The sequence below is a fragment of the Streptomyces sp. NPDC006739 genome (genome assembly GCF_042869815.1).
Classification (GTDB): Bacteria; Actinomycetota; Actinomycetes; order Streptomycetales; family Streptomycetaceae; genus Streptomyces.
Genome location: NZ_JBIAGM010000001.1, coordinates 36,276 through 60,398, shown reverse-complemented (window position 1 = coordinate 60,398; position 24,123 = coordinate 36,276). Strand labels below are relative to the sequence as shown.

General features: G+C 73.0%; 23 protein-coding genes. 10 read left to right on the top strand and 13 right to left on the bottom strand.

Annotated elements, in window-relative coordinates; genetic code table 11:
• Positions 1-31 precede the first annotated feature (31 nt).
• Positions 32-709, bottom strand: coding sequence for a spermidine synthase (locus tag ACFYMM_RS00290; protein WP_388382233.1), 678 nt, complete (start codon positions 707-709; stop codon positions 32-34).
• A gap of 197 nt (positions 710-906) precedes the next feature.
• Between ACFYMM_RS00290 and ACFYMM_RS00285 the strand changes: the two genes are divergently transcribed.
• Entirely contained in the window at positions 907-1,710 is an 804-nt protein-coding gene (locus tag ACFYMM_RS00285; RefSeq protein ID WP_388382231.1) for a rhomboid-like protein, read from the top strand.
• 6 nt (positions 1,711-1,716) lie between these two features.
• Here ACFYMM_RS00285 and ACFYMM_RS00280 read toward each other — a convergent pair whose 3' ends face one another.
• Positions 1,717-2,514 (bottom strand): GNAT family N-acetyltransferase, encoded by a 798-nt coding sequence (locus ACFYMM_RS00280; protein ID WP_388383270.1) that lies wholly within the window; start codon positions 2,512-2,514, stop codon positions 1,717-1,719.
• 233 nt (positions 2,515-2,747) lie between these two features.
• Here ACFYMM_RS00280 and lon point away from each other — a divergent pair, with 233 nt between their 5' ends.
• A complete protein-coding gene (gene lon / locus ACFYMM_RS00275; RefSeq protein ID WP_388382229.1) occupies positions 2,748-5,174 on the top strand; it encodes an endopeptidase La in 2,427 nt (808 codons plus the stop codon).
• A gap of 213 nt (positions 5,175-5,387) precedes the next feature.
• On the top strand, positions 5,388-5,879 hold the full coding sequence (locus ACFYMM_RS00270; protein ID WP_388382227.1) for a MarR family winged helix-turn-helix transcriptional regulator: 492 nt from the start codon (positions 5,388-5,390) through the stop codon (positions 5,877-5,879).
• 74 nt (positions 5,880-5,953) lie between these two features.
• Here the strand turns inward: ACFYMM_RS00270 and ACFYMM_RS00265 are convergent, their stop codons facing one another.
• A complete protein-coding gene (locus ACFYMM_RS00265; RefSeq protein ID WP_388382224.1) occupies positions 5,954-6,742 on the bottom strand; it encodes a protein phosphatase 2C domain-containing protein in 789 nt (262 codons plus the stop codon).
• Between the two features lie 371 nt (positions 6,743-7,113).
• Between ACFYMM_RS00265 and ACFYMM_RS00260 the strand changes: the two genes are divergently transcribed.
• From ACFYMM_RS00260 to ACFYMM_RS00240, 5 genes are read left to right on the top strand one after another with little or no spacing between them, the layout of a single operon-like run.
• Positions 7,114-9,786, top strand: coding sequence for a nitrate- and nitrite sensing domain-containing protein (locus tag ACFYMM_RS00260; RefSeq protein ID WP_388382222.1), 2,673 nt, complete (start codon positions 7,114-7,116; stop codon positions 9,784-9,786).
• A complete protein-coding gene (locus ACFYMM_RS00255) occupies positions 9,783-10,280 on the top strand; it encodes a roadblock/LC7 domain-containing protein (protein ID WP_388382220.1) in 498 nt (165 codons plus the stop codon). Before ACFYMM_RS00260 ends, ACFYMM_RS00255 begins: the two co-directional genes overlap by 4 nt.
• The gene (locus ACFYMM_RS00250; RefSeq protein WP_388382218.1) at positions 10,277-10,684 is read left to right on the top strand and encodes a DUF742 domain-containing protein; all 408 of its coding nucleotides are present in this window, start codon (positions 10,277-10,279) and stop codon (positions 10,682-10,684) included. The genes ACFYMM_RS00255 and ACFYMM_RS00250 overlap by 4 nt, the downstream gene beginning before the upstream one ends.
• Positions 10,665-11,276, top strand: a complete 612-nt coding sequence (locus tag ACFYMM_RS00245; protein WP_388382216.1) for an ATP/GTP-binding protein — start codon at positions 10,665-10,667, stop codon at positions 11,274-11,276. Before ACFYMM_RS00250 ends, ACFYMM_RS00245 begins: the two co-directional genes overlap by 20 nt.
• 13 nt (positions 11,277-11,289) lie before the next feature.
• Positions 11,290-12,543, top strand: a complete 1,254-nt coding sequence (locus ACFYMM_RS00240; protein WP_388382214.1) for a styrene monooxygenase/indole monooxygenase family protein — start codon at positions 11,290-11,292, stop codon at positions 12,541-12,543.
• Here ACFYMM_RS00240 and ACFYMM_RS00235 read toward each other — a convergent pair.
• The 4 genes from ACFYMM_RS00235 to ACFYMM_RS00220 all read right to left on the bottom strand — a co-directional run bounded on the left by ACFYMM_RS00235 (position 12,516) and on the right by ACFYMM_RS00220 (position 15,657).
• Positions 12,516-13,583 carry an NlpC/P60 family protein gene (locus ACFYMM_RS00235; protein ID WP_388382212.1) on the bottom strand — a complete coding sequence of 356 codons (1,068 nt, stop codon included), beginning with the start codon at positions 13,581-13,583 and terminating at the stop codon, positions 12,516-12,518. The two genes, ACFYMM_RS00240 and ACFYMM_RS00235, sit on opposite strands and share 28 nt — an antisense overlap.
• A 112-nt stretch (positions 13,584-13,695) precedes the next feature.
• Positions 13,696-14,010 (bottom strand): hypothetical protein, encoded by a 315-nt coding sequence (locus ACFYMM_RS00230; RefSeq protein ID WP_388382210.1) that lies wholly within the window; start codon positions 14,008-14,010, stop codon positions 13,696-13,698.
• 10 nt (positions 14,011-14,020) lie between these two features.
• Positions 14,021-14,674: a TetR/AcrR family transcriptional regulator gene (locus tag ACFYMM_RS00225; protein ID WP_388382208.1), complete on the bottom strand. Its 654-nt coding sequence runs from the start codon at positions 14,672-14,674 to the stop codon at positions 14,021-14,023.
• Positions 14,675-14,718: 44 nt separating this feature from the next.
• Entirely contained in the window at positions 14,719-15,657 is a 939-nt protein-coding gene (locus ACFYMM_RS00220) for a diiron oxygenase (RefSeq protein ID WP_388382206.1), read from the bottom strand.
• A 139-nt stretch (positions 15,658-15,796) separates the two neighbouring features.
• Here ACFYMM_RS00220 and ACFYMM_RS00215 point away from each other — a divergent pair, with 139 nt between their 5' ends.
• On the top strand, positions 15,797-16,495 hold the full coding sequence (locus ACFYMM_RS00215; protein ID WP_388382204.1) for a hypothetical protein: 699 nt from the start codon (positions 15,797-15,799) through the stop codon (positions 16,493-16,495).
• 92 nt (positions 16,496-16,587) lie between these two features.
• On the opposite strand, the gene ACFYMM_RS00210 is transcribed toward ACFYMM_RS00215, so the two are convergent.
• The 5 genes from ACFYMM_RS00210 to ACFYMM_RS00190 form a co-directional block, all read right to left on the bottom strand.
• A complete protein-coding gene (locus tag ACFYMM_RS00210; RefSeq protein ID WP_388382201.1) occupies positions 16,588-18,045 on the bottom strand; it encodes a penicillin-binding transpeptidase domain-containing protein in 1,458 nt (485 codons plus the stop codon).
• Complete coding sequence (locus ACFYMM_RS00205) at positions 18,042-19,412, bottom strand: FtsW/RodA/SpoVE family cell cycle protein (RefSeq protein ID WP_388382199.1); 1,371 nt, start codon at positions 19,410-19,412, stop codon at positions 18,042-18,044. The genes ACFYMM_RS00210 and ACFYMM_RS00205 overlap by 4 nt, the downstream gene beginning before the upstream one ends.
• A 71-nt stretch (positions 19,413-19,483) precedes the next feature.
• Positions 19,484-20,770 (bottom strand): ATP-binding protein, encoded by a 1,287-nt coding sequence (locus ACFYMM_RS00200; protein WP_388382197.1) that lies wholly within the window; start codon positions 20,768-20,770, stop codon positions 19,484-19,486.
• Entirely contained in the window at positions 20,767-21,582 is an 816-nt protein-coding gene (locus ACFYMM_RS00195; RefSeq protein WP_388382196.1) for a hypothetical protein, read from the bottom strand. Before ACFYMM_RS00195 ends, ACFYMM_RS00200 begins: the two co-directional genes overlap by 4 nt.
• Positions 21,583-21,675: 93 nt before the next feature.
• Positions 21,676-22,182: a protein phosphatase gene (locus ACFYMM_RS00190; protein WP_388382194.1), complete on the bottom strand. Its 507-nt coding sequence runs from the start codon at positions 22,180-22,182 to the stop codon at positions 21,676-21,678.
• A 100-nt stretch (positions 22,183-22,282) separates the two neighbouring features.
• Between ACFYMM_RS00190 and ACFYMM_RS00185 the strand changes: the two genes are divergently transcribed.
• Positions 22,283-23,086 carry a nuclease-related domain-containing protein gene (locus tag ACFYMM_RS00185; RefSeq protein WP_388382192.1) on the top strand — a complete coding sequence of 268 codons (804 nt, stop codon included), beginning with the start codon at positions 22,283-22,285 and terminating at the stop codon, positions 23,084-23,086.
• Between the two features lie 159 nt (positions 23,087-23,245).
• On the opposite strand, the gene ligD is transcribed toward ACFYMM_RS00185, so the two are convergent.
• The gene (gene ligD / locus ACFYMM_RS00180; protein WP_388382190.1) at positions 23,246-24,121 is read right to left on the bottom strand and encodes a non-homologous end-joining DNA ligase; all 876 of its coding nucleotides are present in this window, start codon (positions 24,119-24,121) and stop codon (positions 23,246-23,248) included.
• Positions 24,122-24,123: the final 2 nt, after the last annotated feature.

Below are 24,123 nucleotides of genomic sequence, written 5' to 3'. Positions count from 1 at the left end.
AAGCACATTACGGGGAGGGGTGGCGCCCCCGCTATCCAGGTCGTACGGCGAGGTGCACGGCGTCCGGAACGCCCCGGGCAACGGGCACCTCTTCGGTACGCACCTGCCGGAACCCGGCATTCCGCAAGCTACCTTCAAATTCCGGAGAGGGCTCGGCGGACCACACGGCCAGTACACCTCCCGGTCTCAACACCCTTGCGCAGGCCGCCAGTCCGGCCGGCGAGTAGAGCCCGTCGTTGTCCTCGGTCACGGTCCAGCCCGGCCCGTTGTCGATGTCCAGGCACAGGGCGTCGTACGTGTCGGATGTCTCATGGACGTAGGCCACGAGGTCCGCTTCGACGATCCTCGTGCGCGGGTCGGCGAGGGCGCCGGCCGTCAGAGCCGCCAGCGGGCCGCCGCGGTGCCAGTCGACGACCGCCGGCTCCCGCTCGACCACCACGATCCGTCCCCAGCGGCCGTCCGCCGCCGCGTGCGCCAGCGAGAAGCCCACGCCCAGCCCGCCGATCAGCACCTCCGGCTCCGGCCGCCCGTCCAGCGCCGCCCGGGCCGCGTCCACCAGCAGCCGCTCCGAGCGTCCGTCGGAGGTGTCCATCAGGAAACAGCCGTTCGCGATGATCTGCAGCAGCTCGCCGTGCCTGCGCAGCACCACTTCACCGTACGGACCCTCGCGACGGTCCAGGACCTCAGGAATGTCGTACCCGGCAGTCATGGGGGTCATCCTGCTCGAACCGGGCAGCGCGGGCACGGGAATTACCGTCGTGGGGCGCATAGTTGGTCTCGACGGACCCGAGCGGGACGCAAGAGCCGTATGAGAGGTTGCTGTGAATCCGCTCTCGGGTGGCGTCGGTCATAGACAGCGGCGCCCGCGACCCGAAAGGTGGGGCCGAACGGAAGGAGCGCCTCACCGTGGAACGGACCGTGACGGGCCCCGCGACGGCCACGTCCCCGCCCCCGGGCGTCCCCCTGGAGCCGGCCCGCCTGCTGGACGGCATGCCGCGCCAGCGCGAGGCCACGGCACCGGCTCCGGCACCGGGCTGCCCGGCGGCGAGCGAGACGGCCGGACCCCGGCGCTCCTCCGTCCGGCCGCGGCCCTGGCGGCTGCTGCCCAGCCCCACCGGTACCCCGTTCACCTTCGCCTACGCGGCCCTCCTCGCCGTCACCTCGCTGTTCTCCAGCTACGCCGACCCGGCCCTGGTGAACGCCCTGTACCAGGACTCCAGCACCGATGTCGCCCATCTGCTGCGCACACCGGTCCTGGTGCTGCTGGCGAGCGCGCTGTGGATCGCGGGCGGAATCCTTTCGCCTTACGCCATCGGGTTCGTGCTCGTCCTGACCGCCCTGGAGCGGCGGATAGGCGGGGCCCGCGCGGCCTGCGTCTTCCTCTCCGGGCACGTCGTGGCCACCCTCGCGACCGAGGGGCCGGTCGGTCTCGCGGTGCTCGTCGGCGGCCTTCCCGAAACCTCCCTGCACCGCCTCGACTACGGCATCAGCTTCGGCGTGGCCGCCAGTACCGGGGCGCTGGCCGGACTGCTCACCCCGTGGCTGCGCTGGCCCCTGCTCGCCCTGGTCGCCGGCACCCTCGTCGAGGACCTGGTCACGCTCGAGGACCCGCTGACCAACTGGGGACACGTGATCTCCCTGACGATCGGCATCGCCGCCTGGCCGGTGATCCGCCGCTGGCACCGCACCATGAATCCGACGCCGGCGTAGTCCCGCTCAGCCATTCCCCCGCCGGTCTTCCTTCCGGTCTCCCTCCCGGCCGCCCTCGCCCGGGGGTGACCACACGTACGGCGTGGTCGTGGTGATCGCGCGAAAGCCCATCCGGCGCAGGATCGGCGCGCTGTCCGCCGAGGCGTCGACGTGCAGGTACCGGACACCCCGGGCGGCGGCCAGGGCGGCGCGGGTGGCGACCAGGGCGCGGTAGAGGCCCTTGCCGCGCCATGCGGGCAGCGTCGAGCCGCCCAGCAGACCGGCGAACTCGGTGGTCGGCCGGAAGGACAGCCAGGCCGCGCAGACGACCTCGCCGTCTGCCTCGGCGACATGCACGGAGAGGTCGTCCGGGGCCGCCGTCCGGCGCCCGACGAGATGCTCGCCGATCCAGCTCATGTCCTCGCCCCAGACGGCCGTCTCCAGGGCGGCGATCCGGTGCATGTCCGCGTCGGCGGTGACCCGGCGCAGCGTGACCCCGCCGGGCAGTTCGGGCTGCCGTACGGCCAGTTCCGCGACGGGAGCGACCAGTACCGTCTCCTGCGGTTCGGGTACGAAGCCCGCCGCGCGCAGCCGGTCGGTGAGGTCGCCCGGTAGGTCGTGGCCGCGCGTCTTCCACTCCACCGCCTCCCCGCGCGCCGCGAAGTAGTCGCGCTGACGGGCGATCAGCGCGTCCAACTCGGCCCCGCGCAGCCCCGTGTCGCGGGGCGTCGTCACCAGCCCGCGGAACTCCCCGACGATCCGGCGCAGCGAGCCGTCGTGTTCGAGCCTGACCCCGGCCGCCAGGGACGGCGCCACACCGCGCATCTGGCGGTCGTAGGCGGCGAGCAGCGCGGCGGTGTCGGTGTCGGTGCCTGTGTCTGTCACGCGCGAAGGCTTCCGGAATGCATCCGTGCCGCTCAACTGTTTTTCCGGCCGGGTGACGGCATCGGGCCGCCGCCCACCCACTGATCGCTCACAGCGAACACCCCTTGGGGAACAATCAATGGCTCATCAGCATTGAGTCGGCATAGCTCAAGTTGACTGCCTAAGGGGAGATCATGGCTGCTGAGTCCACGGCGTTCACGCTCGTACTGCCCGTGCTGCCGCTCGACGACGAGGTCGTGCTGCCCGGCATGGTGGTTCCGCTGGACCTGAACGATGCCGAGGTACGGGCCGCGGTGGAGGCCGCGCAGGCCGCCGCCCGCTCGGAACCCGGCAAGCCCAAGGTGCTGCTGGTGCCACGCGTCGACGGCACGTACGCCAAGACCGGTGTGCTGGGCACGGTCGAGCAGGTCGGCCGTCTGGCCGACGGCGACCCGGGTGCCCTGATCCGCGGCCGGAGCCGGGTGCGGATCGGCGCCGGCACCACCGGCCCGGGCGCCGCGCTGTGGGTCGAGGGCACGCGGATCGACGAGAGCGTGCCCGAGCCGCTGCCCGGTCACGTCACCGAACTGGTCAAGGAGTACAAGGCCCTCGCCACCGCCTGGCTGCGCAAGCGCGGAGCCTGGCAGGTCGTCGACCGGGTGCAGGCCATCGACGAGGTGTCCGCCCTGGCCGACAACTCCGGTTACTCGCCGTTCCTGACCACCGACCAGAAGGTCGAACTGCTGGAGACCGCCGACCCGGTCGCGCGCCTCAAGACGGCCACCCAGCACCTGCGCGACCACCTCGCCGAGCAGGACGTCGCCGAGACCATCGCCAAGGACGTCCAGGAGGGCGTCGACAAGCAGCAGCGCGAGTTCCTGCTGCGCCGTCAGCTGGAGGCCGTCCGCAAGGAGCTGCGCGAGCTGAACGGCGACTCCAAGGACTCGGCCGAGGAGTCCGACGACTACCGCGCCCGCGTCGAGGCCGCCGACCTGCCGGAGCACGTGCGGGAGGCGGCGCTCAAGGAGGTCGACAAGCTCGAACGCTCCAGCGACCAGTCGCCCGAGGGTTCCTGGATCCGCACCTGGCTGGACACGGTGCTCGAACTCCCGTGGAACACCCGCACCGAGGACGCCTACGACATCCAGGGCGCCAAGTCGGTCCTCGACGCGGAGCACGCCGGGCTGGAGGACGTGAAGGAGCGGATCACCGAGTACCTGGCGGTGCGCAAGCGCCGCAGCGACCGCGGCCTCGGTGTCGTGGGCGGCCGTCGCGGCGGTGCCGTCCTGGCCCTCGTCGGCCCGCCCGGCGTCGGCAAGACCTCGCTCGGCGAGTCCGTCGCCCACGCCATGGGCCGCAAGTTCGTCCGCGTCGCCCTCGGCGGCGTACGGGACGAGGCCGAGATCCGCGGCCACCGGCGCACCTACGTCGGCGCGCTGCCCGGCCGTATCGTGCGCGCCGTCAAGGAAGCCGGGTCGATGAACCCGGTGGTCCTGCTCGACGAGATCGACAAGGTGGGCTCCGACTTCCGCGGCGACCCGGCCGCCGCCCTGCTGGAGGTCCTGGACCCGGCCCAGAACCACACCTTCCGGGACCACTACCTGGAGGTGGAGCTGGACCTGTCGGACGTCGTCTTCCTGGCGACCGCCAACGTCCTGGAGGCCATCCCGGAGGCCCTGCTCGACCGCATGGAACTGGTCCGCCTGGACGGCTACACCGAGGACGAGAAGATCGTCATCGCCCGCGACCACCTGCTGCCGCGCCAGCTGGAGCGCGCGGGACTGCGGGCGGACGAGGTCGCGATCGACGAGGGCGCGCTGCGCAAGCTCGCCGGCGAGTACACGCGCGAGGCCGGCGTCCGCAACCTGGAGCGGTCCGTCGCCCGGCTGCTGCGCAAGGTCGCGGCCGAGCACGAACTGGGCGAGCGGGAGCTGCCGTTCACGGTCACGGACGGCGATCTGCGCGATCTGATCGGACGGCCGCACCACGTGCCCGAGTCCGCGCAGGACCCGGCGGAGCGCCGCACCGCCGTCCCCGGCGTGGCGACGGGCCTCGCGGTGACGGGCGCCGGCGGGGACGTCCTGTTCGTCGAGGCGTCCCTGGCCGACCCGGAGACGGGCGCCGCGGGCCTGACCCTCACCGGCCAGCTCGGCGACGTGATGAAGGAGTCCGCGCAGATCGCCCTGAGCTTCCTGCGCAGCCACGGCGCCGAACTCGAACTCCCGGTGGCCGACCTGAAGGACCGGGGCGTGCACATCCACTTCCCGGCGGGCGCGGTCCCCAAGGACGGCCCGAGCGCGGGCATCACGATGACCACCGCCCTGGCGTCGCTGCTCAGCGGCCGTCTGGTGCGCACGGACGTCGCGATGACCGGCGAGGTGTCGCTGACCGGCCGGGTCCTGCCCATCGGCGGCGTCAAGCAGAAGCTCCTGGCCGCGCACCGGGCCGGGGTGAAGACCGTCATCATCCCCAAGCGCAACGAGCCCGACCTGGACGACGTCCCCGCCGAGGTGCTGGACAAGCTCGACGTCCACGCCGTCACGGACGTCCGCCAGGTGCTGGAACTGGCCCTCGCGCCCGCCACGAACGGCGCGCGGCCCGAGGTTCCGGCGGCGGCGTGACGGACGCCGCCGGATGAGGGAGGACCCGGGTCCCACGAGGGGCCCGGGTCCTCTTCGCCTGCCGCGGTGCGACCGGTTCACCTGCCGCGGTGCGACCGGCCGGGGGACCGGAGGCCGCAGGTGGTCCACGCCTGCGAAATACTTACGGGGCTGCCGCTGTCGCGGCGTTTGGCAGAGATTTTCCGGACCGCGAAACCGATCAGGGGTGCTGACGTGCACGAGGACGCGAACGGCGACGGACAGGGTGTCGCCGCCGAGGTGACGCCCAGTGGCGCGGACCGGGAATTCCTGGCCCTGGAGCGGGAGCTGACCGTGCTGCTGCGGCGTGCCCGGGCCAGCCAGGGGGAGATGGCCCGCGAGGTCCACCCCGACCTGGAGTCCGCCGCGTACGGCCTGCTCGTCCGCCTCGACGAGTGCGGCCGCCAGCGTGCCACCGCGCTCGCCGCCTACATCGGCGTCGGCAAGGCCACCATGTCCCGCCAGCTGCGTGCCCTGGAGGAGCTGGGGCTGGTCGCCCGGGAGCCGGACCCGGCCGACGGACGGGCCTGGCTGGTGGCCCTGACCGAGGAGGGCCACACCCGGGTGGGCCGGGTCCGCGAGGCCCGTCGGGCCCGGTACGTCAGCCAGCTCGCGCACTGGGACCGGCGCGAGGTCTCGGAACTGGCCCGGCTGCTGCACGAGCTGAACGGCGTCATGGAGAAGTAGGGAAGGGGCCCGCCTCGGCCTGGACCCGCCCGGCCGGCGGACGCCAGGGCGAAGCGGCTCGGGCCGGGCGAGCCTCACAGCTCCACGTGCACCGCCGTCGCGTCGTCGTGCGTCTTGCTCCGCCGCAGGAACGTCCGCTCCTGCCGGTCCGCCTCCTCCAGCTCCCGCACCCGGTCGACCAGCGCCTGCGCGCCCTCCTTGCGCAGCACGTCGAACAGGGCCGTCCAGTCGCCCTCGTGGAACTTCTCCTTCCACCGGGTCGCGCCGTCCGTGAGCGCGGCCAGGGCGCGGACCCGGTGGCGGGGGAGGACGCCGGTGACGGCGCGGGCGGCCACGGCGGGGTCGGCGGCGGCCGTGAAGAAGCCGCCCTCCTTGTTGCGGGCCCTGGCGTCGGCGATCGCGTCACTGGCCAGCCAGGCGCGCGGGATCCGGTCGAGACGGTCGTCCAGCACCGGGGTGACCGTGCCCTCGGGGGACCGCACGAGGAGCGCGGAGTCGGACAGGACCAGGTACTCGACGGTGTCCGCGGACCAGCGGGCCAGGGCGACCGTGGCCTGGGGCGTACGCGGGTGAGAAAGCTCACAGGTGTCCGCGTGGGCCTCGGCGGTGCGCGCGATCGCCCGGGAGAGGACGTCCGCGAGCGTCAGATCTCCGCCGGAAACGCTCAGTTCGGTCAACGCGCCGCCGAGCCGGGCCGTGAACCAGGGGACGGAATGCAGACAGCCCGTGTCGCCGCTCGGCGGGGTCACCCCGTCCAGGACGACCACACACCCTCCCTGCCCGGAGGCGGGCAGCGCGACAGCGGCGAAGTCCTCGTTGGGGCGGGTGGCGTCACCGGGTTCCGAAACGAGTTCCGTATGCATTCGGCCAGTCTGCACGACCCCTCCACAAGCTTCGCCAAAGCCTGGCATGCGTCGCGGAATTGACGCGGCAGCCCAGGTCAGGCGCCTGTTTTGGGGTGGAATGGAGCACTCCGGGAATGCGTGGTGGCGAATCCTGCCAAAGCCTGCCGCGCGCGTCCAACCGGCCCACCGGTCAAGGGTGTCGCAAGCGCCACAGGAACTTGCCCGCCAACTCCCCTCCGATGTTCACTCCTTCGGGTGGCGGGTCAGGTGATGCGCGACCGCCGCTCACCGGCGCTGGGAGGGTCGGGAACCGTACGAACCGGGTGTACGCACCACTTGGCGCGACAGGACGGGGCGCCACCCGGGCCCTTGGCTAGTCGAGTTCAGGAATGCGAGCACCGGTGCAGATGAAGCGGCCTCGGGGCACAGGCAGGCAGACGGCCGTCGCCAAGGACGCCGGGCGCACCCCGGTCGGCACGGGCCGGCCCACCCATGTGCGCAACCGGCTGATCGTCGCCGTCGCCGTGGTGGCCGCCGCCGTGGCCGGGGCCGGAGCCCCGTCCGTGCTCTCCGCCTCCGCCGACCTGAGCGACTCCCAGGACCTGGTCACCCTGGCCGGACAGACCCAGGACGCCCTGGCCCTCGCCCACTCCCTGGCCGACGAGCGCGACGAGGTCACCTCCTACGTCGCGGCCGGCCGCCCCGAGAAGAAGGCGCCCTCCGAGCAGCGCAGCGCCCGCGTCGACCGGCAGGTCGAGGACCTGCGCGCCGAGACCGGCCTGCCCGGCGGCCTGCGCACCGACCTCGACGGCATCGCGGTCCTGCGACGCTCCGCGCTCACCGGCCAGAGCACCGCGCTCCAGGTCCACCAGGCCTACTCCGCCGCCATCACCGAACTGCACCGGCTCGCCCAGGACCTGGCCGAGCGGATGCCCCCACGGGCCGGTTCCGGCGCCTACGCGCTCGCCGAGCTGGACACGGCCGTCCAGCAGTCCGCCGCCGCCCGCGGCCTGCTGCTGGCCGCCCTGAACGTGCCCTCCAGCACCCGGACCGTGGTCAACCCGTTCACCGGCCTGTCCAGTACGACGACCACCACCTCGGCGGCCGACCGCAAGCAGCGCGACGCCCTCACCGCCGCCGCCCAGCAGGCCCGGCTGCGCGCCGACGCCGCCCTCGCCGGCTTCCACGACACCGCGCCGAAGACGGCCGTCGCCTCCTACGACTCCACGGTCACCGGCCCCGAGGTCAACTCCGCCGAGAAGTACCTGGCCTCCCTCACCGACCGGCCCACGCTGACCGACGGCGAACTGGCCACCAGCACCAAGAAGCTGGACGCGGCCCTGTCCGCCCGGGTCGACCTGATGCGGGGAGCGGAGTCCGCGCTCTACGACCACCGCACCAAGGACCTCGCCAAGCTGCGCGACGACGACGTCACCGCGCTGGAGATCCGGGTCGCCGTCCTCGGCGCCCTGATGCTCGTGGCCGTCGGCATCGCCACCGCCCTGGCCCGCAGCCTCACCCGACCGCTGTCCGTCCTGCGCCGGGGCTCGGCCCGCCTGGCCGAGGCCGAGGACCCGGCCACCCAGGAGCCGATCACCTTCACCGGCCGCAACGACGAGTTCGCCCAGGTCGTCCGCTCCGTCAACGCCCTGCACGCGCACGCCGTCGCCCTGCACGAGCGGGTCACCACCCTGGAGACCGACCGCAAGCACCTGGTCGGCCAGCGGCAGAAGATGGCCGACGCCCGCGAGGCGCTCCAGGCCGAGCTGGCCGGATCCGCCGCCCGGCTGGAGCGGCTGCGCACCAGCATCGGCGGCACCTTCGTCAACCTGGCGTTGCGCACCCTGGGCCTGGTCGAGCGGCAGCTGGCGGTCATCGAGGGCCTGGAGGAGCGCGAGCAGGACCCCGAGCGCCTCGCCACCCTCTTCAAGCTCGACCACTTCGCGACCGTCATGCGCCGCCACAGCGAGAACCTCCTGGTCCTCGCCGGCACCGAGCACGTCCAGCAGCACCACGGCCCGGTCCCGCTGGTCGACGTGGTCCGGGCGGCGGTCAGCGAGATCGAGCGCTACGAACGTGTCCGCATCGCGGCCCTGCCCCCGCACGCCCACCTGGCCGGTTTCGCCGCCGACGACCTCTCCCACCTGCTGGCCGAACTCATGGAGAACGCCTCCTCGTTCTCCCCGCCGGACCTGCCCGTCGAGGTCTCCGGCTGGCTGCTGGAGAGCGGCGAGGTCATGCTCTCCGTGCAGGACGAGGGCATCGGCCTGGCCGGCGAGCGCCTGGAGCGCCTCAACGCACGCCTCGCCGGGTTCGACCCCGAGTCCCCCTACGACCAGGAGGGCGAGGACGGCCTCGGCCTCGGCCTGTACGTCGTGGCCCGCCTCGCCCACCGGCACGGCGTCCGCGTCCAGCTCCGCGAGCACAAGCAGGGCGGGCTGGCGGCGGTCGTGGTGCTCCCCGCCTCCCTGCTCGCCGAGCCCCCGGCGGCGGCCGTCCCGGTGCCCGCGGTGCCGGGCGGCACCCAAGGCTTCTCCCTGCCGGGCGCCTACGCCGAGGCCAACTCGAACGTCCTGCCCGGCCGAGCCACGGACGGCGACCCCCTGGTCGCGCTCGCCGAGAAGGCGGTACAGGAGGCACCGGCCGCACCGGAGCCCGTACACGAGTCGCCCGAGCGGCCCGCCGAGATGACCATGGAGCTGCTGCTCCCGGACCTCGACCCCAAGGCCGCCGCCGACGGCGGGCCGGCTCCCCAGGCGCCACCCGCCCCCGCACCCGCGCACGACGAAGAACGCGCGCACGCACAGGACCACGAAGAGGAACACGCCCGCGCCGAGGAAGAGCCCGTCACCGCGAAGGGCCTCCCCAAGCGCACGCCGAACATCACCGCGCCCACGCGGGCCCCGCGTCCGCGGACCGGCACGGTGGACGCCGAGGCGCTCCGCCGCAGGCTCGGCGGCTTCCGCCAGGGTGCCCAGGCCGGCTACCGCGACGTAGAGGCAGAGATCACAGCACGTACCGATGAAGCCACGGGGGGCACAGTCGAGGAGGCAAGTAGTTGACCGCGCCCAGTACCTTCGGACTGAGCAGTGAAGCCCGCAACCTGCACTGGCTGCTGACCAACCTGGTCGAGGAGGTACCCGGCATCCAGTCGGTCGCCGTGGTCTCCTCCGACGGCCTCCTGCTCCTCTCCTCGGATCCCGCCCGGAACACCGAGTCCCGCGCGCCAGGACGCGTGAAGGGGCCGCGCGGATCCTCCGCCGACCTCGCCACCATCGTCTCCGGCATCGGCAGCCTCACCGTCGGCGCCGCCCGGCTGATGGAGTCCGGGCCGGTGAAGCACACCATGGTCGCGATGGACGAGGGCAGCCTCTTCGTGATGTCGATCAGCGACGGCTCCCTGCTCGGCGTGCACGGCTCGGCGGAGTGCGACATGAGCGTGGTGGCGTACCACATGGCGCTCTTCGTGGGCCGCGCCGGCCATGTCCTCACCCCCGAACTGCGCTCGGAGCTGAGGCAGTCACTTCAGGCCCAGTCCACCGGGAGCGCCCGATGAGCGGTACGTCGAAACTTCCCGTGCGCGGCGGCGACCGCAAGCCCGCCCGGGTCCGCCCCTACTCGCTCACGGGCGGCCGTACCCGCTTCGGCCACGTCCTGCTCGTGGAGACGTTCGTCGCGGCGCTGGAGGCCCCCGAGGAGCGCAGGGAACTGACGAACGGGTCGCTCGCCACCCAGGTCATGCCCGAGCTGCGGGCCATCGTCGAACTGTGCCGCCGGATGCGTACGGTGGCCGAGATCGCCGCGCTGCTGAAGATGCCGCTCGGCGTGGTCCGGGTCCTGCTGAGCGACCTCGCGGACCAGGGAAAGATCCGTGTGTACGGCACCGGAACGGGTCACGGCACCGGCCGCCCGGACCGCGCTCTGCTGGAAAGGGTGCTGAGTGGACTCCGTCGTCTTTGAGGACACCGACGAGGACCTGAAGTCCTGGCAGACCGACCGCACCCGGGCCCCCGTCGCCACCAAGATCGTGGTGGCGGGCGGTTTCGGCGTCGGCAAGACGACGCTGGTCACGGCCGTCTCGGAGATCACGCCCCTGCAGACGGAGGCGCTGATGACCGAGGCGAGCGAGGCCACCGACGACCTCAGTGCCACACCGGGCAAGCTGACCACCACCGTGGCCATGGACTTCGGCCGCATCACGCTCGACGACGACCTGGTGCTCTACCTGTTCGGCACGCCGGGCCAGCAGCGGTTCTGGTTCATGTGGGACGACCTGGTGCGCGGCGCGATCGGCGCCGTCGTCCTGGCCGACACCCGCCGGCTGAAGGACTGCTTCCCGGCGCTGGACTACTTCGAGAGCTGCGGACTGCCGTACCTCGTGGCGGTCAACCACTTCGACGGCAGCGAGCTGTTCGAGCCGCGGGACGTCCGCGAGGCCCTCACGGTTCCCGCGCACGTACCTGTCATGATCATGGATGCGCGGCGCCGGATCTCGGTGATCGAGACCCTTCTGGCCCTCGTCGGTCACGCGCTCGACGAAACACCCGAGTAGGAGAACCACCCGCATGCGGAAGATACTCGTCGTCGGAGCCGGCCAGTCCGGACTCCAGCTCGCCCTCGGCCTCCAGTCGCACGGCTACGAGGTCACCCTGATGTCGAACCGGACGGCGGACGAGATCCGTTCCGGCCGGGTCATGTCGACCCAGTGCATGTTCGACACGGCACTGCGGCACGAGCGCGATCTCCAGCTGAACTTCTGGGAGTCCCAGGCCCCGAAGATCGAAGGACTCGGCGTCTCGGTCGCGGCCCCCGGCTCGCACGACCCCGGTCCGACCCAGCGGGCGATCGACTGGGTGGGCCGGCTCGACGGGTACGCGCAGTCCGTCGACCAGCGGGTGAAGATGGCCGGCTGGATGGAGACCTTCGCCCAGCGCGGCGGCCAGCTGGTCATCCACGGCGCCGCGGTCTCCGACCTCGACTACTTCTCCCGTACGTACGACCTCGTCCTGGTCTCGGCCGGCAAGGGCGAACTCGTCCAGATGTTCGGCCGGGACGCCTCCCGCTCCCCGTACAGCGAGCCGCAGCGCGCGCTGGCGGTGGCGTACGTCCACGGCCTGGGCCCCCGCCCCGAGCACCCGGACCACCACGCCGTCCGCTGCAACCTGGTCCCGGGCGTCGGCGAGCTGTTCGTCATGCCGACGCTGACCACCTCCGGTCCCGCCGACATCCTGTTCTGGGAGGGCATACCCGGCGGCCCGCTCGACGTCTTCAAGGGCGTCAAGGACCCGGCGGAGCACCTCTCCCTGACCCTGGAACTCATGGAGAAGTTCACGCCGTGGGAGTACGCGCGGGCCACCAAGGCCGAACTGACCGACGCCGGCGGCACGCTGGCCGGCCGGTACGCGCCCACGGTCCGCAACCCGGTCGGCCGGCTTCCCGGCGGCGGGCTGGTGCTCGGTGTCGCGGACGTCGTGGTCGCCAACGACCCGATCACCGGGCAGGGATCCAACTCGGCGTCCAAGTGCGCGGCCTCCTACCTCGCCTCGATCCTGGAGCGCGGTGAGAAGGAGTTCGACGAGGACTGGATGCGGGGGACCTTCGAGCGGTACTGGGACACCGCCCGGCACGTGACGAAGTGGACCAACGCGATGCTCGCGCCGCCTCCGGAGCACATCCTGAACCTCATCGGGGCGGCCGGTCAGCTGCAGCCCGTGGCGGACCGTTTCGCCAACGGCTTCGACAATCCGGCGGACTTCGAGGACTTCTTCTACGAGCCCGAGAAGACGGGGGCCTACCTGGCCTCGGTGGCGGGCGCCTGACCGTTCGGGGCGGTCCCGTCGGGGCGGACCGCGCCGAGGACCGGGTAGGACGCGATCGGGGAGAACGTGACCTCGGCCCCGGGGCGGGGTGCCTGGATCACCTTGCCGTCGCCCACGTACATCGCCACGTGCGTCGCCTCGGGGAAGTAGACCACCAGGTCCCCGGGGCGCAGGTCGCGCAGGGGGATGTGGGGGAGCCGGGCCCACTGCTCCTGGCTGGTGCGCGGGATGGGGGCGCCGGCGTGGCCCCACGCCTGGGCGGTCAGTCCCGAGCAGTCGTACGCCTGCGGGCCCTCGGCCCCCCACGCGTACGGCTTGCCCAGCTGCCGTACCGCGTAGCGCACGGCCCGGTCGCCCTCGGCCGACGGCGGACGGTCGTCGCCGAGGGCACCGGACGTCACCAGCTTCCGCTGGGCGTCGGCGGTGTCGTTCCGCTCCCGCGCGGCGAGCGCGGTGACCTGTTCCGGGGTGAGGGACGCAAGCAGGCGTTCGACCTCGGCGAGCCGGGCGCGTACGTCGTCGCGCGCCTTCTTCTGCTGCGCGGCGAGGGTGAGCCGGGCATCGAGCGCCTTGCGCGCCGCCCGGGCCAGCGCGTCCTTCCTCCGCTCGCTCCCCGTCAGCCGCCCCACCGTCCCGGCCCGCTCGCGGGCCAGCTGCCCGATGAGATGGCCCTCGTCGAGCGCGTGCTGCGGATCCCGGGCCAGCAGCAGGCGTACGTAGGGGGAGAGGGCGGTGCTGTTCTGGTACTGCTCGCGGGCCAGCCGTCCGGCCGCCTGCCGGCCGCGGTCGAGGGAGAGGCGGGCGCGGGCCAGTTCGCCGTCCAGCCGGGCCACCTCGGCCTGCTGGGCCCGCAGTCTCTCGGCGGTGGCGTCGTAGGTCTCGGTGGCCTGTTCGGTCTGTCGGTACAGCCGCTGAAGGTCGGTCAGCAGCTGGGAGACCGGCCGCCGCGGATCGGGTTCGGCGGTCGCGGGGGCGGGTGCGAGGGCCGCCTGGGCCGCCACCGCGGCCGCACACGCCAGACGCAGAAGCCTTTTCGGCACGTCATCACCTCCGGTGCGGGCCGGGCGGGCCGTCCGCCTGCTTCCGCACCGTGATAATCAGACGTGTACGCACGGCGCGCGCATCATGCTTGCGCCGTCCGGCGCAACCGCGTCACCCGCCGGTGTCACCCGGCTTGCGGGACGGCGTGACGCCCGGCCGGGACCAGGGCCACCTGATCCGCCCGGCCGGACCGCGCCCCTTGTCCCCTTCGGTGTCGTACGCGTACTTCCAGCCCGTGACCACACCGAGTCGCTTGCTGTGCGCGCGGGGCTCCCTGCGGTAGACGAGGACCGTGGGCGGGCCGCCGGCCGGGTCCGGGACCGGGATGCGGTACGTCTTCGGGGGGTGGCCGGTCATACCCAGCAGCACGGGGAGCACGCGCCCGTCCATGGGGCCGCCCTCGAAGGGGGTGTCCTGACTCTTCACCCCACCAGTCTCAGCCATCCTCGGACAACGCGGTGACCAGCTCGGCCGTCTGCGGGTCCCGTCCGGCGGTCACCGTGAGGACCGCCACGAACTGCTCCACCAGCCAGTCGCGCAGTTCCCCGGCCGGCGGCTGCTTGTCCTCGTCGAGCCAGATGAGGGAGGCCGCCTCCACGGCCGTGATCCACACCCGGACGGTCATGCGCAGCCGGGGGCCGGGCCGGGTGACCCCGAGGTGGCCGAGGATGTGCTGGGCGGCGGCCCGCCGGACGCCGTCCACGATGGCGGTCGTCCGGGAGGTCTCCACCACGCTGCCGCCCTGGAGCAGGGCGCTGAAGCCGGCGTCGTGCTCGTCGACGAAGGCGAGATAGCGGTCCAGGGCGCGGCCCAGCCGGGCCGGGAGCGGGCCCTGGCGCGGCTCGTCGAAGCACTGCTGGAGCTCCTCGGCGGCCGACCTGAGCGCGGCCTCGTACAGCTGCTGCTTGCCGCCGGGGAAGTAGCGGTACACCAGGGGGCGGGAGACCCCGGCCGCCTCCGCCACGTCGTCCAGCGACACGTCCTCCGGGGCGCGGTGCGCGAAGAGGGTCAGCGCGGCGTCGAGCAGTTGGCTGCGCCGCTCCTCGACACTGAGCCGGCGGTAGGCGGGGGTGGGCGCGGAAGGGGCCATGACCGGCAGCGTAATCGCTCCGCCCGGCGGCCCCCCAGTGATGATCACGCCAGCAGTCCGGAAGACCTCCACAGCCGCCGCCCGACTCCCCGCAGCACCCCGATGTCGTCCAGGAAGTCGGTGAGCCGCCTGGCCCCCGTCTGCATGACCTCCCGGCGGTGTCCGCTCGCCTTCACCTGGGCCATCGCCTCGCGCTTGTCCAGGCCGACGTTGGTGTACACCTCGGGGTTGACGAAGGCCACCGAGAAGACACGGGCGAACTCGCCGGAGGTGACGCGGGTGAACTCCTGCGACCACCTCGGCGCGGTCACCATCTGGCGGCGCAGCTCCTCGCGGGCGTAGCGGACGTGCCGTGCCTCCTCCACGACGTGAATGCGGGTGACGCCCCGGACCAGCGGCTGGACCCGCTCGTCCGGGAAGGTCAGCCGCTGCATCCAGTCCAGGACCTCCTCGCCGAGGAGGGTGGCGGTGAAGGAGCCGGGCGTGGTGGAGATCGTCTTGAAGACGCGGCCGAGGGTCTGGTGGGCGCGGGCGACCGGGTACCAGGGCGCGTCACCGCGGGAGATCAGCCGGGCGAACATCTTCGAGTGCCGGCACTCGTCCTCGATCTCGGTGAGCGCGTAGCGGACGTGTGCGCTGGTGGCCGCCTTGTCGTAGATGTGCCGGACGAGCAGCTGCATCAGGATGATCTCGAACCAGATGCCCAGCGAGGCCAGGGACGCCGCCTCGTGCTGGGAGAGCAGGATGCGCTGCTCCTCGCCCATCCGCTGCCACAGGGGCGTGCCGTACAGCGACACCAGCTCCGGCGGCCAGAACCACTTGCCCTCCTCGAAGGGCGCGTCCCAGTCCAGCTCCCGGTCCGGGTCGAAGGAGTGCCTGGCGGACGAGGCGAGCAGCCGCTCGGCCACCTGCTCGCGGTCCTTGAGCAGGCCGAGGGCGTCACGCAGTCCGTCGAGCGCGTCGGCTTCTGAAAGGGTCGTCATGAAGACTTATGAGACTGCTTGTCAGCAAGGTCGTCAATCCCCTGCGCGGCACTTGTTGACGTGGCGTCTACCTCACCGGCTGCCCGGCCCGGGCGAAAGTCCCCGGTGGGCGCGTGTCCGAGTGGAGTACATTCCTGACGTGTCCACGCCCCCAGCGCCGCCCGCGCTCCAGGTTCCACAGGTTCCCCCGCTCACGCCGCCGCCCGAGAAGAGCGGGATGGGCCTGCTGCTCGGCGTCATCGGCGGCCTGGTTGTCGTGTTCGTGGCCGGCACCGTGGGGCTCGGGGTGCTCTGGCGGGATGCCGAGAAACAGCTTCCCGAGGCCAGGACGAGGCTCACCCTCCCGCACGCCCTGGACGACGGCACGTACGTACTCGCCCAGGACCTCTCCGCCGTCGACGGGGAGAAGATCAAGGCAGCGGCGAACAACACCTGGTCCACCGAGGTCACCGAGGGCGTCGTCGGCCGGTACAGCCTGCGCGGCGACCGGACCAAGGGCGCCCTGGTGCTCGCGGGGATGTACGGCCGGTTCGTGAACCCGGGCGCGATACGGGACGGCGCGCTGCGCGGCGACGGCGAGGCGAGGGGCACCACGACGGTGGTCGGACCCCGGGACGTCACCCCGGCCGGATCACCCGTCCGGATCAGCTGCGAGGTGCTCCGCCGGGACGGAGCCCTGGTGTCGATCACCTACCCGGTCTGCGCCTGGGCCGACGCCAACACGTCCGCCGTCATGGCCGAGATGACCTTCGGTTCCGCCAACGCCGACCTGGACCTGAAGGCGGCCGCCAGGACGGCGCTCCGCATCCGCTCGGAGACGGTACGACCAATCCACTGACCAATCCACTGACCAATCCGTTGATGACCCCGTCCCGGCCCCGGCCCCGGCCTCGGGCCCCGGCTCAACAGCCCCTCGCTTCGGACCCCGGCTCACAGGCCCAGTACCGCCCGCATCACCGCCTTCGCGATCGGGGCCGCGTCGCCGCCGCCGCTGATGTCGCCCCGGTCGGCCGACGCGTCCTCCACCACCACCGCGACCGCCACCTTCGGTTCCAGGTCGTCGTCGGCCTGTGCCCAGGAGACGAACCAGGCGTACGGCACCCCCGCGTTGCCGACGCCGTGCTGGGCGGTGCCCGTCTTGCCGCCGACCGTGGCGCCGGGGATCGCCGCGTTGCCGCCGGTGCCCTCGCGGACCACGTCGGTCATCAGGTCCCGCAGGCGCGCCGCCGTCGCCGCGCTCATCACCTGCCGTTCCGGACGCGGGCCGTACGCCGTGATCGTCTCGCCGTCGCGCCGGGTGGTCCGTTCGACCAGGTGCGGGGGCCGCAGCCGGCCGCCGTCGGCCACCGCCGCCGCGACCATCGCCATCTGCAAGGGCGTGGCCCGCGTGTTGTACTGCCCGATCGACGACAGCGCCAGCTGCGCCCTGTCCACCCGGGTGTCGAAGGTGCTCGGCGCGACGGAGAAGGGGATGCGCAGCCCGGTGTCGTTGAAGCCGAAGGCCCGCGCCTCGGCCGTCATGTCCGCGACCCCCACGTCCACGCCCAGCTTGGCGAAGACCGTGTTGCAGGACCACTCGAAGGCCGCCCGCAGCGAGGCGTCCCGGCAGCCGTCGGACTCGTTGGCCAGCTTGGTGGTGGTGCCCGGGAGCCGGTAGGGGTCGGGGGAGTCGGTCCGCGCGTCCAGGTCCGTGATCACGCCGGCGTCCAGCGCGGCGGCCGCGGTGACCACCTTGAACGTCGACCCGGGCGGATACGTCTGCCGGATCGCCCGGTTGAGCATCGGCTTCTCCGGGTCGTCGTTGAGCCGCGCCCACGCCGAGGTCACCGCCTCGCCGTTCCCGGACAGCGCGGACGGGTCGTAGGAGGGGCTGGTGACCAGGGCAAGGACACGGCCGGTGGCCGGCTCCACGGCGGCCACCGCGCCCCGGCGTCCGGCCAGCCCCCGGTACGCCGCCCGCTGCGCCTCCCGGTTCAGGGTGGTGACGACGTTCCCCACGTGCCTCGGCCCCCGGGTGACGTCGTGCCACAGCGGGAACGGCGACAGCATCGGGTCGCTCCCGGAGAGCACCCCGTCCTCGGCGTGCTCCAGGAACGTGGTGCCGTACACCTGCGAGGAGAAACCGGTGACGGGGGCGTACAACGGGCCGTCCCGGTAGGTGCGTTCGTAACGCAGCTGCTGCCCGGAGTCGGTCGATCCGGTGACCGGCTCGTCGCCGACCAGGATGTCACCGCGCGGCTGCTGGTAACGGGCGATCGTGGGGCGGCGGTTGGCCGGGTTGCCGTCGTAGGAGCCGGCCTGGACGACCTGGACGCGGGCCGCGTTGGCCAGCAGCGCGAGGAGCAGCAGGGCGCAGAACGCCCAGGCGTGCCGGATGTACTTGGTCACGAGGCCGCCTCTCCGTCGTACTGGCTGCGGGCCGAGTCGCTCACCTTGATCAGCAGCGCCACCATCGCCCAGTTGGTGACGACGGAGGAGCCGCCCTGGGCGAGGAACGGCATCGCCATCCCGGTCAGCGGGATCAGGCCGGTGACCCCGCCCGCGATCACGAACACCTGGAGGGCGAGGATCGAGGCGAGGCCGACGGCGAGGAGCCGGCCGAAGGGCTCGCGCAGCGCGAGGCCCGCCCGGTAGCCGCGCTCCACGAGCAGGCCGTAGAGCAGGAAGATCGCCGACAGTCCGGCCAGGCCCAGTTCCTCCCCGGCCGTGGCCAGGATGAAGTCCGACTTGGCGGCGAAGCCGATGAGGATGGAGTGGCCGCGTCCCAGGCCGGTGCCGAGGACACCGCCGGCCGCGAAGGCGAACAGGGACTGCGAGAGCTGGTTGGGGCCCCGGCCCGCCTCGATCGTGTCGAAGGGGTGCAGCCAGTCCTCGATACGGCCGTGCACGTGCGGTTCCAGGTGGCCGACCCCGGCCGCGCCGAACACGGCGAGCAGCAGGCCGACCGCGATCCACCCGGTGCGGCCGGTGGCGACGTACAGCAGCACCACGAACAGACCGAAGAACAGCAACGAGGTGCCCAGGTCGCGCTCCAGGACCAGGACGCCGACGCTCAGCAGCCAGATGGTGACGACCGGCCCGAGCACCCGGCCGGTGGGCAGCTGGATCCGTCTGAACCGCCAGACCTGACGGCCGGCGTGGGCGAGCGCGCTGCGGTTGGCCGCCAGGTAGGCGGCGAAGAACACGGCGAGCAGCACCTTCGCGAACTCGCTCGGCTGGATGGAGAATCCGGCGAGACGGACCCAGATGCGGGCGCCGTTGACCGCCGGGAAGAGGATCGGCAGCAGGAGCAGACCGAGCGCGGCGACCACACAGACGTAGGCGTAGCGCTGCAGCACCCGGTGGTCGCGCAGATACAGGACGACCCCGATGAACAGGGCCACGCCCAGGGTGGACCACACGAGTTGGGCCGGTGCCGCGTGGTCGGCCGGGGTCTCCAGGTCCAGCCGGTAGATGAGGACCAGGCCGAGCCCGTTGAGCAGCACGCCGATGGGCAGCAGGAGGGGGTCGGCGTAGGGGGCGCGCAGGCGTACGGCGAGGTGGGTGACGAGCGCGAGGACGCTGAGCCCGGCGCCGTAACCGGCCGCGCCGGGCGGCACGGTGCCGCGCCTGGCCAGACCCACGGCGCAGTAGCCGTACACGGAGAGCAGGACGGCCAGCACGATCAGGGCGAGTTCGATGCCACGGCGCCGGGGGAGGCGTACGGCGGGTGCGGGTGTCCGAGCCGCCGCCAGGGTGGTTCCGGCCTTGGTCATGTCCGGAACTTACCCAAACAGTGTGTCTTGTGTGCTTTGTCGGCCGGTTCCAGCGTGGCGGGCGCCGCCCGTCACACCTCGCCGTCGGGGCTGTCCCCGGTGCTGGTCCGGCGGGCCGCCGGCGGCGCCTGAGGCAGCGTCAGTCGCGCCACCGCCCCGCCGTCGAGGGCGTTGGCGAAGACCAGCCGGGCGCCCAGGACCTCCGCCTGGCCCAGGGCGATGGTCAGACCGAGTCCGTGGCCGGTCGCCCCGCCCTCGGTGCGGAAGCGCTGCGGCCCGTGCTCCAGAAGGTACTGCGGATAGCCGTCCCCGTGGTCGCGCACGGTCACCACCGGCCCGTCCACCGTCAGCAGCACCGGCCCCCGGCCGTGCTTGTGCGCGTTGGCCACGAGGTTGCCCAGCACCCGCTCCAGCCGCCGCCGGTCGGTCTCCACCCGGGCGTCCCTGGCCACCCGCACCTCGGTGTCCGTCCCCGACGCCCGCACCACCCGCCCGGCGAGCGCGCCCAGCTCCTCGCAGTCCGTCTCCAGCCGCTCCCGGCCGGTGTCCAGGCGGGAGATCTCCAGCAGGTCCTCGGTGAGCGTGCGCAGCGCCGCCACCCGGTCGCGCACCAGCTCCGTCGGCCGGCCCGGCGGCAGCAGCTCGGCCGCCGCGTGCAGCCCGGTCAGCGGGGTCCGCAGTTCGTGCGCCACGTCAGCGGTGAACCGCTGCTCGCTCAGCAGCTTGCTCTGCAGCGTGGACGCCATGGTGTCCAGCGCCACCGCCACCGCGGCCACCTCGTCCTGCGGACGGGCCCAGTCCTTGGTCCGCGGATCGTCCACCCGCGCGTCCAGATCGCCCGCGCTGATCCGCCGGGCCACCTGGGCGGTGTCCTGCAGCCGCCGGGTCACCCGGGTCACCGCGAACGCGCCGACCATCAGCGTCGCCCCGATCGCCAGCGCCGAGGACCACAGGATGGAGTGGTCGAGTCCGGAGATGGTGCGGGCCTGCTGCGAGTAGTCGACCTCCACCGCGAGCGCCCGGCCGCCGTCGGCGGGGCCCGCCGCCCACATCGTGGGGCGCCCGTCTTTCGAGGCGACCATCGTCCCCCGGTCCCCGTGCCTGGCCAGCGCCCGCAGCGACGTCGGCAGCCCGTCCGGATCGGTCCCGGCGCCGGGCGGCAGCGCGTCCCCCTCCTGGTACGCCTCGGTCGCGTCCGCCAGCCGGGACAGCGCCAGGTCACGGGCCTGGTCGACGGTCTGGTCGGTCACCGACACATGCACCAGGCCACCCAGCAGCGCGGCCAGCGCGCAGCACATCACCGTGATGAACGCGGCCGCCTTCACGGCGAGTGTCCCAGACCACCCGGGGAGCCTCATCGACCGCTCGCGGAGGGGGTCAGGGACGGCGCGGCCGACGACGACGCCGAGGGCAGCGCGGACGGGGCCGCCGTCGGGAACGCGGACGGGTACGCGGACGCGGATCCGGACGGCGGCGACGGCGTGTGGCTGTGCCGCCCCTTGCCGATGCGCAGGAACTCGTCCCGGGAGAACACCATCGCCCGCTGCTCCTGGTCCCAGGCCCACGTGGTGCGGTACTCGTAGCCCACGATCCCGGCGGGCGAACGGACGATCACCGAACGCCCGGCCAGCTCGACTCCGGTGATCGCGTCGTTGTCGGCCATCACCTGCACCAGCCGGTGCTTCTCGACCGTGTAGATCCGCACCGCCGTCTGGTTGGTGGGGTACAGCCGGAAGCCCAGCGCCATGTCGTCCCGGCCGTCCCCGGTCAGGTCGCGGTAGTACGTCTTCAGCAGCGGGCACCGGGCCCGGTCGGCGCCCCGGCCGCAGTCGCTCATCCGGCTCGCCGTCCCGTGGAACGCCCCCTTGGAGCCGTAGTCGTCGGGGTGCGCCGCGATCTCCGCCCGTACGACGTCCACCGGATCGACCTCGCGGATGTCGTCGCCGGGCACCGTGATGCCCTTCACGGTCTCCCTGGTCGCCTCGTCGTACGGATACGCCGGGCTGGACGCGGGCCGCAGGTCCGGCCAGAGCTTGGCGGGACTGACGGCGGTCGGGGTCGCCCCGGCGCCGCGCAGCCCGCCCGTGTCACCGCAGCCCGCCGCCGCCAGTGCCAGCAGGGCGACGGCGGCCGTGGTGACGGCGGTGCGTGCGGGACGACGGGGGGACACGGTGCTCCTGTGGCGTGGGATCGTCGAGGGACCCGTACACCTTATTCGTAGGGAAGTCCTTTTTGTGTACCTGGGGGCGGTGCTGGAGGAAGGCTACTCGGCCAGTTCCTCCAGCAGGCGGGCGGTCGGCAGTCCCGCGCGCAGATAGGCGACGAACAGCTCGTTGTGCAGGGCCCACGGGGAGCGCCGGGCGCGGATGAGCCGGATCGCCTCGTCGGGGGAGCGGCCGCGCATCACCAGGGCGTGGGCGACGACCAGGCCCGAGCGGTTGTAGCCGTGGTAGCAGCGCACCAGCACCTCGCGGCCGGCGTCCAGGGCCTCGGTCGCGGCGCGGGCCAGCCGCATCACGCCGGCGAGCTGCGTGCCGTCCAGCGGACCGTCGGGAATCGGCCACACGTGATGCTCCACACCGGGCGCGGGTCCGTGGCCCGGAAGCCTGAGCAGGGTCTGTACGACGTCGAACTCCTCGCCCACGACCGCGAGTTCCGCCTCGCCCGAGCCGCCCCGGAACTCGTGTCCGCCCATCCACAGACCGGGCACGACCTCGCTCCACGGGCTGTCCGGAAGGGGTACGTCTGCCTGTCTGCCGCGGATCCGCAACGGCGCCTCCCAGCTCCGCCCTGCCGGCCGCTCCCAAAGGTAACCGGCTTCTTGCCCCCGGAGCACCCCGCCTGTTCCCATGGTCGAGGGGTGATGGCGCATGAGCGGACTGCGCGTCGTGCCGACGTGGCGGCACGGTCAGGAACGGCTGTACGTCTGCCTCGAGGACGGCGGGAACGTCGCCTGGTACGACCGTGAGGCGGCCAGGGTGCACCTGCTGAGCCAGGAGCACGAGCGGGACGTACTGGAGGCCCTCGGGCCCTTTCTCAGCGGCCCGGTGACCGTGGGCCCGCCACCGGTGCCGACGCCCGCGGAGCTGGCCCGGCTGACCCTGCACCCGGACGACGACCTCGCGCCCAACCGCCCCGGCGAGGCGCTGCTGATCGCCCTGGACCGCGACCCCGGCCCCGCCCGCCGCCTGCGGCCCGACCCGCGCCGGCACGCCCTGGCCGCCGAGCAGGCGGTCGGCGACGCGCTGGACCGACTGGACGGTGCGGGCTGGCACGCGCTGCACTCGATCCCGCTCCCCGGCGGCGACCGGCTGCACCACCTCCTGATCGGCCCGGGCGGCCTCTTCGTGATCCACACCCTGTACGTCCGCCGGCAGCGGGTCCAGGTGGCCGACCCGATGGTCACCGTCGGCCGCCGCGAACCCCGGCCCCTGCTGCGCCGGCTGCGCGCCGACGCCGACCGGGCGTCCCACGCCCTGACCGCCGAGGTCCACCCGGTGCTGGCCCTGACCCCGGCGGCGGACCTCACCGTCACCGGCTCCCTCCGGCGGGTCCGTGTCCTCCAGGACCCGGACCTCCCGGGCTTCGCCCGCCTCGGCGGCGTCCTGAAACCGGCGGACGTGGAGGCCCTGCACGCCATGGCCCGTGACCGCAGGACATGGGCGCGGGTGTGAGACCGGGGTGACCGCGCGGCCCCGGTCTCCGGGGGGCCGGCGCGTGGCCGGTCGTCGTGCCCCCGGTGGCCGGCAGCCCGGCAGCCCGGCAGCCCGGCAGCCCGGCAGCCCGGCGGGCCGACGGGCCGTCGGGGTCAGCGGGTCGGCGGGGTCGGCGGGTCAGGGCAGGGGGGCCGCCGGGGCGAAGAGGGGGGACAGGAGGTCGCCGTGGTCCTGGAGGCGGGGGGCCATGTCGGCGGGGAGGAACGCCAGCTGTGCCGGGGTGTGGCAGGACTCGACCTCCTCCCAGGTCACCGGGGCCGACACCAGCGGCTCCTCGCGGGCCCGCAGGGTGTAGGGCGTGGCCGTGGTCTTGCGGGCGGCGTTCTGGCTCCAGTCCACGAACACCTTGCCCGGCCGCAGGCTCCGGGTCATCCGGTGCACGACCAGCCGGGGCATCGCCCGCTCGGCCTCCACCGCGAGCGACCTGGCGTACTCGCTGGCCCGCTCGGACGACCCTCCGCGCACCGCCGCCAGCAGGTGCAGCCCCTTCGACCCGGCGGTCTTCGCGTACGCCTCGATCCCGTCCGCCGCGAGCCGCTCCCGCAGCCACAGGGCGACCTCGCAGCAGTGCACCACCGTCGCTGGCGGCCCCGGGTCGAGGTCGAGGACCAGCCGGTCGGCCTCCTCCGGCGCCTGCACCCGCCACTGGTGCGTGTGGAACTCCGTGACCAGGTTCGCCGCCCACACCAGGCTCGCCAGATCCTGCACCAGCACCATCCGGGACGGCCCCTCCGACCGCGGCACCTCGGCGGTCGTCACCCACTCGGGCGTCCCCGGCGGCACGTTCTTGGCGAAGAACACCTGCCCGTCCGGCCCGTCCGGATAGCGCAGGAAGGACACCGCCCGGTCGCGCAGATGAGGCAGCAGCGCCCCGGCCGTGGTCGCGTAGTAGTGCAGCAACTCCCCCTTGGTGAAGCCGGTCGCCGGATATAGCACCTTCTCCAGGTTGCTGAGCACGACCCTTCGCCCCTCCACCTCTGTCATCGGCGTCATAA

Excerpts from the sequence above, each read along its gene's own strand:
- ACFYMM_RS00265 (WP_388382224.1), bottom strand. The coding sequence starts at position 6,742 with ATGCATACGGAACTCGTTTCGGAACCCGGTGACGCCACCCGCCCCAAC.
- ACFYMM_RS00240 (WP_388382214.1), top strand. The coding sequence starts at position 11,290 with ATGCGGAAGATACTCGTCGTCGGAGCCGGCCAGTCCGGACTCCAGCTC.
- ACFYMM_RS00200 (WP_388382197.1), bottom strand. The coding sequence starts at position 20,770 with ATGAGGCTCCCCGGGTGGTCTGGGACACTCGCCGTGAAGGCGGCCGCG.
- ACFYMM_RS00220 (WP_388382206.1), bottom strand. The coding sequence starts at position 15,657 with ATGACGACCCTTTCAGAAGCCGACGCGCTCGACGGACTGCGTGACGCC.
- ACFYMM_RS00225 (WP_388382208.1), bottom strand. The coding sequence starts at position 14,674 with ATGGCCCCTTCCGCGCCCACCCCCGCCTACCGCCGGCTCAGTGTCGAG.
- ACFYMM_RS00260 (WP_388382222.1), top strand. The coding sequence starts at position 7,114 with ATGCGAGCACCGGTGCAGATGAAGCGGCCTCGGGGCACAGGCAGGCAG.
- ACFYMM_RS00205 (WP_388382199.1), bottom strand. The coding sequence starts at position 19,412 with ATGACCAAGGCCGGAACCACCCTGGCGGCGGCTCGGACACCCGCACCC.
- ACFYMM_RS00290 (WP_388382233.1), bottom strand. The coding sequence starts at position 709 with ATGACTGCCGGGTACGACATTCCTGAGGTCCTGGACCGTCGCGAGGGT.
- ACFYMM_RS00250 (WP_388382218.1), top strand. The coding sequence starts at position 10,277 with ATGAGCGGTACGTCGAAACTTCCCGTGCGCGGCGGCGACCGCAAGCCC.
- ACFYMM_RS00280 (WP_388383270.1), bottom strand. The coding sequence starts at position 2,514 with ATGCGCGGTGTGGCGCCGTCCCTGGCGGCCGGGGTCAGGCTCGAACAC.
- ACFYMM_RS00185 (WP_388382192.1), top strand. The coding sequence starts at position 22,283 with ATGAGCGGACTGCGCGTCGTGCCGACGTGGCGGCACGGTCAGGAACGG.
- lon (WP_388382229.1), top strand. The coding sequence starts at position 2,748 with ATGGCTGCTGAGTCCACGGCGTTCACGCTCGTACTGCCCGTGCTGCCG.
- ligD (WP_388382190.1), bottom strand. The coding sequence starts at position 24,121 with ATGACGCCGATGACAGAGGTGGAGGGGCGAAGGGTCGTGCTCAGCAAC.